This window comes from Egibacteraceae bacterium (assembly GCA_040905805.1).
GTDB lineage: Bacteria > Actinomycetota > Nitriliruptoria > Euzebyales > Egibacteraceae > DATLGH01.
In genome coordinates, this window is the sequence record JBBDQS010000062.1 from 1 (window position 1) to 6,805 (window position 6,805).

6 protein-coding genes are annotated in these 6,805 nt (G+C 74.1%); 2 read left to right on the forward strand and 4 right to left on the reverse strand.

Translation table 11 applies throughout. From position 1 onward, the window contains the following. Positions 1 to 145: 145 nt before the first annotated feature. Complete coding sequence (locus WD250_07365) at positions 146 to 1,795, forward strand: acyl-CoA dehydrogenase family protein (GenBank protein ID MEX2620021.1); 1,650 nt, start codon at positions 146 to 148, stop codon at positions 1,793 to 1,795. 51 nt (positions 1,796 to 1,846) lie between these two features. Here the strand turns inward: WD250_07365 and WD250_07370 are convergent, their stop codons facing one another. From WD250_07370 to WD250_07385, 4 genes are read right to left on the reverse strand one after another with little or no spacing between them, the layout of a single operon-like run. Continuing rightward, on the reverse strand, positions 1,847 to 2,578 hold the full coding sequence (locus WD250_07370; protein ID MEX2620022.1) for an ABC transporter permease subunit: 732 nt from the start codon (positions 2,576 to 2,578) through the stop codon (positions 1,847 to 1,849). After that, the gene (locus WD250_07375; protein ID MEX2620023.1) at positions 2,575 to 3,549 is read right to left on the reverse strand and encodes an ABC transporter ATP-binding protein; all 975 of its coding nucleotides are present in this window, start codon (positions 3,547 to 3,549) and stop codon (positions 2,575 to 2,577) included. The genes WD250_07370 and WD250_07375 overlap by 4 nt, the downstream gene beginning before the upstream one ends. Continuing rightward, complete coding sequence (locus tag WD250_07380; GenBank protein ID MEX2620024.1) at positions 3,546 to 4,463, reverse strand: hypothetical protein; 918 nt, start codon at positions 4,461 to 4,463, stop codon at positions 3,546 to 3,548. Before WD250_07380 ends, WD250_07375 begins: the two co-directional genes overlap by 4 nt. Then, positions 4,453 to 5,376, reverse strand: a complete 924-nt coding sequence (locus WD250_07385) for an ABC transporter ATP-binding protein (protein ID MEX2620025.1) — start codon at positions 5,374 to 5,376, stop codon at positions 4,453 to 4,455. Before WD250_07385 ends, WD250_07380 begins: the two co-directional genes overlap by 11 nt. A 488-nt stretch (positions 5,377 to 5,864) precedes the next feature. Here WD250_07385 and WD250_07390 point away from each other — a divergent pair. Continuing rightward, a partial coding sequence (locus WD250_07390) for a hypothetical protein (protein MEX2620026.1) occupies positions 5,865 to 6,805 on the forward strand: 941 nt, incomplete at its 3' end.

Below are 6,805 nucleotides of genomic sequence, written 5' to 3' on the forward strand. Positions count from 1 at the left end.
TGGGGTGCCGGGACGCGCGCAGGGGGCTAAGGTTTTCAGCGAGCGCAGCGTCCCCCGGAGCGGGTCCCGGCACCCCACCGGCAAGCACAGCCCGAGCGGGTCCCGGCACCCCACCGGCACGGGTCCCGCAGCAAGTGAAGCCGCGATGCCGACGCACGAGGTCACCAACCAGCCCCCACCGCGCACCGGCGACACCTACGCCGAGGACGTCGCGCTGGCCGAGGCGGTCGCGCGCGAGGGCGGGGCGTGGGCCGACGACGAGCTGCACGCGCTCGGCGCGCTGGCCGGCGATCCGGCGTGGCACGACCGCGGCCGGGCCGCGAACGAGCACCGGCCCGAGCTGCGCACCCACGACCGCTTCGGCCACCGCATCGACGAGGTGGCCTACCACCCCGCCTACCACGACCTCATGCACACGGCGGTGGGCCACGGCCTGCACGCGGCGCCGTGGGCGCTGGACCGCGCGGGCGCGCACGTCGTGCGCGCCGCCAAGTTCCTGCTGTGGAGCCGGGTGGACGCCGGCCACCTGTGCCCCATGTCGATGACCTACGCGGTGATCCCCTCGCTACGGCGGGCTCCCGCCGTGGCCGCCGAGTGGGAGCCGCGGGTCACCGCCGCCGTGTACGACCCGCGCCTGGTCCCGGCCGACCAGAAGGCGGGCGCGCTGTTCGGGATGGCCATGACCGAGAAGCAGGGCGGCTCCGACGTCCGCGCGAACTCGACGCGCGCCGTGCCGGCCGGGGACGAGGACGCCTCCCTGCTGACCGGGCACAAGTGGTTCTGCTCGGCGCCGATGTCCGACGCGTTCCTCGTGCTGGCCCAGGCACCCGAGGGGCTCAGCTGCTTCCTGGTCCCCCGCCACACCCCCGACGGGGCGCGCAACCCCTTCCGGCTGCAGCGGCTGAAGGACAAGCTCGGCGACCGCTCGAACGCCTCCGCCGAGGTCGAGCTCGCCGACACCTGGGGCCGGCGGATCGGCGAGGAGGGCCGGGGGGTGGCCACCATCATCGAGATGGTCGCCCACACCCGCCTGGACTGCGCGGTCGGGGCGGCCGCGGGCATGCGCCACGGGCTGGCCGAGGCCGCCTGGCACGTGGCGCACCGTCGGGCGTTCGGGGCGCGGCTGGCCGACCAGCCCCTGATGCGCGCGGTCGTCGCCGACCTCGCCGTCGAGTCCGAGGCGGCCACCGCGCTGGCGCTGCGCCTGGCTCGCGCCTTCGACGCCGCCGCGGGCGACGCGCACGAGGCCGGCCTGCGGCGCCTGGCGATGCCGGTGGCGAAGTACTGGCTGTGCAAGCGCGCGCCGGTGCACGCCGCCGAGGCGCTCGAGTGCCTGGGCGGCAACGGCTACGTCGAGGAGTCGGGCATGCCGCGGCTGTTCCGCCAGAGCCCGCTGAACGGCATCTGGGAGGGCTCGGGCAACGTGCAGTGCCTGGACGTGCTGCGCGCGCTGGTGCGCTCGCCGGAGTCCGTGGAGGCGTTCCTCGCCGAGGTCGATGGGGCCGCGGGCGCAGACCGGCACCTGGACACCGCGGCGCAGGGTCTGCGCGCCGCCCTGACGGACGGGGCCGAGGCCACCGCCCGCTCCACCGCTGAGGCCACCGCCCGCGTCACGGTGGAGCGCATGGCGCTGGTGCTGCAGGCCGCGCTCCTGGTCCGCCACGGCGACCCCGCGGTCGCCGACGCGTTCGTGCGCACCCGCCTCGCCGGGCAGGGCGGCCGGGCGTTCGGGACCCTGCCCACGGGGGCGGACCTCCCCCGCATCCTCGCCAGGGCCCACCCGGCGCTCGCCTGACCCGCACATCCTCGCCACCCGCCGGCCCGGCCCGGGCCCTGACCCCTCCGTTCAGGTCTCGCCGCTGGTGACCCGCAGGACCCGCAGGCGGTGGCCCGCGTACAGGGTGGCGCCCACCGTCACGGCCAGCAGCAACGCGACGGCGGCGCCGAAGCTCACCGCCGATGACACACCCAGCGGCTGTGCCGCGGCGCCGAGCAGCCGCTCGGTGACGGCCAGCGCCCACTGCTGGATGCTCAGCACCTGGGCTCCCGGGACGAACCCGCCGATCAGCGACTCCCAGATCAGCGCGTACAGCAGGCCGACCACCACCGCGTTGCGGGTGACCACCGCGAGCAGGAGGAACACCGCGCAGTACGCGACCCCGGCGACGAGCGCGCCGACGCCGTAGGCCACCGCGAGCCTGTCCGCACCGCCCCACAGCACCAGCCCGGCCACCAGCATCGGCACCGCAGCGACAGCCGTGACGACCCCCACCGACACCGCCAGCTTCGATGTGACGATCGTGGAGCGCCGCAGGGGCTTCGCCAGCAGGTAGACCACCGACCCGTCGTCGATCTCGGGGCCGATCGCCCCGGTGCCGGCGATCAGGGCCAGCAGCGGCACGATGGTCCCGAGCCCGAAGCCACCGAGCAACCCGATCGTGGCGCCGTCACCGACCCCGGCGAACACCCGCAGCGTCACGGACAGCAGCAGCAGGATGGCCGGCAGCGCCAGCAGCACCAGGGCGCGGCGCCGGCCGAGGAGGCTGCGCGCGGTGAGCTGGGCGACGGTGGCGTTCATCGGGCCACCAGGTAGGCGAAGACGCTCTCGAGCGCCTCGTCGGCAGGAGAGACCTCGTACAGGCGGATGCTGTGCGCCGCGGCCAGCTGGGGCAAGGCGCGCACGAACCGGGCCACGTCGGACGCCTGCACGTGCAGGGCCGTGGCGTCGTCACCGCTGTCGGTCATCTGGTGCGTGCGTCCCGACGCCGCTCGGCCGCCGGTCGCCGACACCAGCTCGACACCCGCTGCGCTGACCTCGGCGATGATCGCCGAGGCCAGCGCCCGGTTGTCGTCGGAGCGAATCCAGTACTGATGCGGCCGCTCGGTCATCAACCGCCGGATGTGGCGGAAGTCTCCGGATGCCGCGTGCCGCCCGGCCACCACCACCTGGATGTCGCCGGCGATCTGCTCGACCTCCTCGAGGATGTGCGAGCTGAACAGGATCGTGCGACCCTGCTCGCCCATCGTGTGCAGCAGGTCCATGAGCTGCATGCGCTGACGCGGGTCCATGCCGTTGAACGGCTCGTCGAGCAGGAGCACCGGCGGCTCGTGGACCAGCGCGGTGGCGACCTTGATGCGCTGCTTCATGCCCTTGGAGTACGTCGAGATGTCCCGGTCGGCGAACGGCGACATCTGCACGGTCTCCAGCGCTGCGGCCGCCGCGGCACCCGGGTCTGCCAAGCCGTGGAGCTTCGCGTTGGCGAGCACGAAGCTCGCCCCCGACACGGCGTCGTACATGGCCTCCCGCTCGGGCACGAGGCCGACGCGCCGGTAGATCTCCCGGTTGCCCCAGACCGTCTCGCCATCGAGGGTGACCGTGCCGCCCGACGGGGGCAGGAAGCCCGCCATCATGTTGATCAGGGTGGACTTGCCGGCGCCGTTGGGACCGAGCAGGCCGGTCACGCCCGGCCCGATCGACATGGTGACGTCGTTGACGGCGACGACGTTGCCGAACCACCGCGACACCTGGTCCAACGTCAGGGTGGTCATGTCACCGACACCGATCGGTAGCGCAGCAGCAGGGCCGCGAAGCAGCCGACGACGAGCAAAAGCGCGGCAAGCCCGAAGGCGGCGGCGCCGGCCGCACCGGGCGGCGTCGGCAGCGGGCTGGCCGCGCCGAGCAGCGAGCTCTGGATGCCCTCGACGAGGGTGTAGGGCGACAGGAGGCCGAGGTAGGCGGCGGCGTCACCCACACCCTCCTCGATCGCGATGCCCTGCGCCACGCCCTGCACGCCCGACATGACGACGAGGACCGTGACGACCGCGGCCACCGCCAGCCCCCGTCGCGGCGTCACGGCAGCGACCACCATGCCGAAGCCGGCGAGGATGAGCGAGAGCGCCGCCGCGCCGGTCACCGCGCGCGCGTAGTCCGGGATCTGCGCACCGATGGGGAGCCCGAGGACGAGCGCGCCGAGGAACATGATGGTCAGGGGCGCCGCCGTGAGCACGAACAGGGCGGCGGCCATGGCCCCGTACTTGCCGAGGACGTAGTCCACGCGTTCGAGCGGGCGCGAGAGGTACAGCGCCATCACACGGAACCGCAGGTCGCGCGAGACCAGCGCCGGCGCCTGCGCCGCGACGAAGATCGAGGTGACCAGCTGGATGCTGAGCAGGTAGGAGGGGTAGCCGGCGACGAGCTCGGTCGCGCGCGTCACCGCGGTGATCGCGACGATGGCCAGGGCCGGCAGGCACATCACCGCCAGCAGCAGCATCGGCATGACCTTGGAACGGCCGCTGCGCCCCAGCCCGTAGGCGCCCCGCAGGCTGTCGACGAACAGCGATCTGCGGATGTAGCCGCGGCCGCCACGCTGCCCGTCGAAGTGGCGGTACCCGATGTCGTGGATGACCCCCTGCGCGCCGGAGGGGCCGGCGGCGCTCGCCGTGGCCGGGGTGTCAGACGGCATCGCCGTCACCGCCGGTCCCAGCCGAGGCGAAGATCTCCGCCATGCGATGACGGCGGCGCTCGAGCCTGATCAGCCCGACCCCCGCCGCGGCGACCGTGTCGCGCACCACGTCGTAGGTGGTGTCGCCGTGCAGCGCCACCTCGAGGAGCCGTCCCGCCGCGCGGACCTCCAGTCCCGCGTCGCCGAGCAGCGCGAGCAGCTCGTCCTGGCGGTCGTCCACCTCGACGACGACCACCTGGCTGGATGCGGTGACGTCCGCCGTGGAGGAGGACCGCAGCAGCTGGCCACCGTCGATGACGACGACGTGGTCGCAGACCCGTTCCAGCTCGCCGAGGAGGTGGGAGGTCACCAGGACCGAGATGCCGAAGTCCGCGTTGATGCGCTGGACGAGGCCGAGCATGTCGTCGCGGCCGGCGGGGTCCAGGCCATTGGTCGGCTCGTCGAGGAGCACGAGCTGCGGGTCGTGGACCAGCGCCTGCGCGAGCTTCACCCGCTGGCGCATGCCGGTCGAGTAGCCGCCGATCGGCCGGTAGCGCTCCTCGTAGAGCCCGACATGGCGAAGGATGTCCGCGGTTCGCTCCCGCGCCGCCGTCGCGGGCAGTCCCGACATCCGGGCCATGTGGACGACGAGCTCGGTCGCGGACAGGTCAGGCGGGAGGCAGTCGTGCTCGGGCATGTAGCCGACGCGTTCGCGAATCGCGGCGCCCTCCCGGGCAACGTCGAGGTCGAGCACGGCGGCACGGCCGTTGGTGGCGGGCAGGAGCCCGAGCAGGATCTTGATCAGCGTCGACTTGCCCGCGCCGTTCGCACCGATCAGGCCGATGACCCCTGGGCTGATGTCGACGCTGAGCTCGGACACGGCCGTCACCTGACCGAAGCGCTTGGTGAGCCCCTCCGTGACGATCAGCGACATGCGGGGTGACCCTCTTCACCGCTCTGTGCGAGGGGTATCCATGGGTGAGCGGTGGCACCTGACACGAAGGCTCCTCAGATCACGGTTCGCCGCGGCGGCGAAGGGAGCCAGCATGGCGGCCCGTTCAAGGATGCACCATCGGGGATTTCCCTGAGGACACTCGGTCGTGCGGGAAGCCCCGGACCGGGTGGTGCTACCGCGGTTGGGGGGAGAACGGGAGCACCGTGGCCAAGTGGCGCCGTCTCGCTCGGCTTGTTCGCGGTACGCCGTGTGCTGCTCGTCTGATCGGCCCCGACCGCGGGGCCGGCCTGCCATGGGCCTTGCTGGAATTGCACACAAGCACGTGTCGATGCTTGACAACGGTCTCCAGAGCATGGCATCATGGGAACATGCGTTCGAGTCCAGCGTCGTCGAGTCCTCCACGGGACGGTCGCGGCCCCACCCGGGGCCGGCGACCCCACCGCGGCGCGCGCCGCGACCCGGACCCGGTGGCCACACCCGACCCGGGCGCGGACGCGGGAGTCGCCGTGGCGCCGGCCGCGGGGGACGCGGGCGTCAGCGGCACCCGCGCGCACGGGAACGCGGGGAAGGCGGGGGACGCGGGCGTTGGGCACGGTGACCGCGACGCTATGGACGCCAGCGTCGGCGACGCAGACGACGTGGGGGCCGGGGTCGGGGGCGTCGGCGTCGGCGATGCAGACCACGCTGCGGACGCCGGGGCCGGGGCCGGGGGCGTCGGCGACCTGCTGGCCCGTCTGGGCGCTTTGGACGACGCGGGCTTGGGGGTGGTGCTGTGCGCCACGGTCGCCGGTCTGGGTGACGCCGGCCAGCGTGTGGCGGTGGCCCGCGCGGCGGTGGGTGACCTGGGTGACCCCTGCGACACCGACGGGCTGGTCGCGCTGGCGGCCGCGGCCGCCGCCCGGGTGCACGGCGGGCACCGCGCGCAGCTGGCCGCCACGCGGGGGGGGGCCGGGCCCCCCCCCCACGCCGCCGACGCCACCCTGGCCGCGGTGGACACCCTGGGGGTCACCGAACGGGTCCGCGTCACCGAACGGGCGTTTGTCGGCCTGCCCCAGGCGGTGCGCGCCGGGGTCGCCCGCGACGCCGCCCGCGGCCTTGACCTCGACCTCACCGAAGCGTTGACGTGGGACCGCATGGGCGTGCTCGACCACCCCCGGCGCGCCCGCGTGGCCTGCGACACCATCCGCGAGCACGGCCTTGACCCCGACGGGCTGACCGAGGTGGCCGACACGGCCTTGGCCCGCCTTGACCCCCACGGGCGAGCCGCCGTCGTCGGCGACACCATCCGCGAGCACGGCCTTGACCCCGACGGGCTGACCCGGGTGGCCGGCGACGCGCTGGCCCGCCTGGACCCCGACGGGCTGACCCGGGTGGCCGGCGCGGCATTCGGTCGTCTGGACGCCGACGG

Coding starts and splice junctions, on each gene's coding strand:
- WD250_07375 (MEX2620023.1), bottom strand. CDS start 3,549: ATGACCACCCTGACGTTGGACCAGGTGTCGCGGTGGTTCGGCAACGTC.
- WD250_07370 (MEX2620022.1), bottom strand. CDS start 2,578: ATGAACGCCACCGTCGCCCAGCTCACCGCGCGCAGCCTCCTCGGCCGG.
- WD250_07385 (MEX2620025.1), bottom strand. CDS start 5,376: ATGTCGCTGATCGTCACGGAGGGGCTCACCAAGCGCTTCGGTCAGGTG.
- WD250_07365 (MEX2620021.1), top strand. CDS start 146: ATGCCGACGCACGAGGTCACCAACCAGCCCCCACCGCGCACCGGCGAC.
- WD250_07380 (MEX2620024.1), bottom strand. CDS start 4,463: ATGCCGTCTGACACCCCGGCCACGGCGAGCGCCGCCGGCCCCTCCGGC.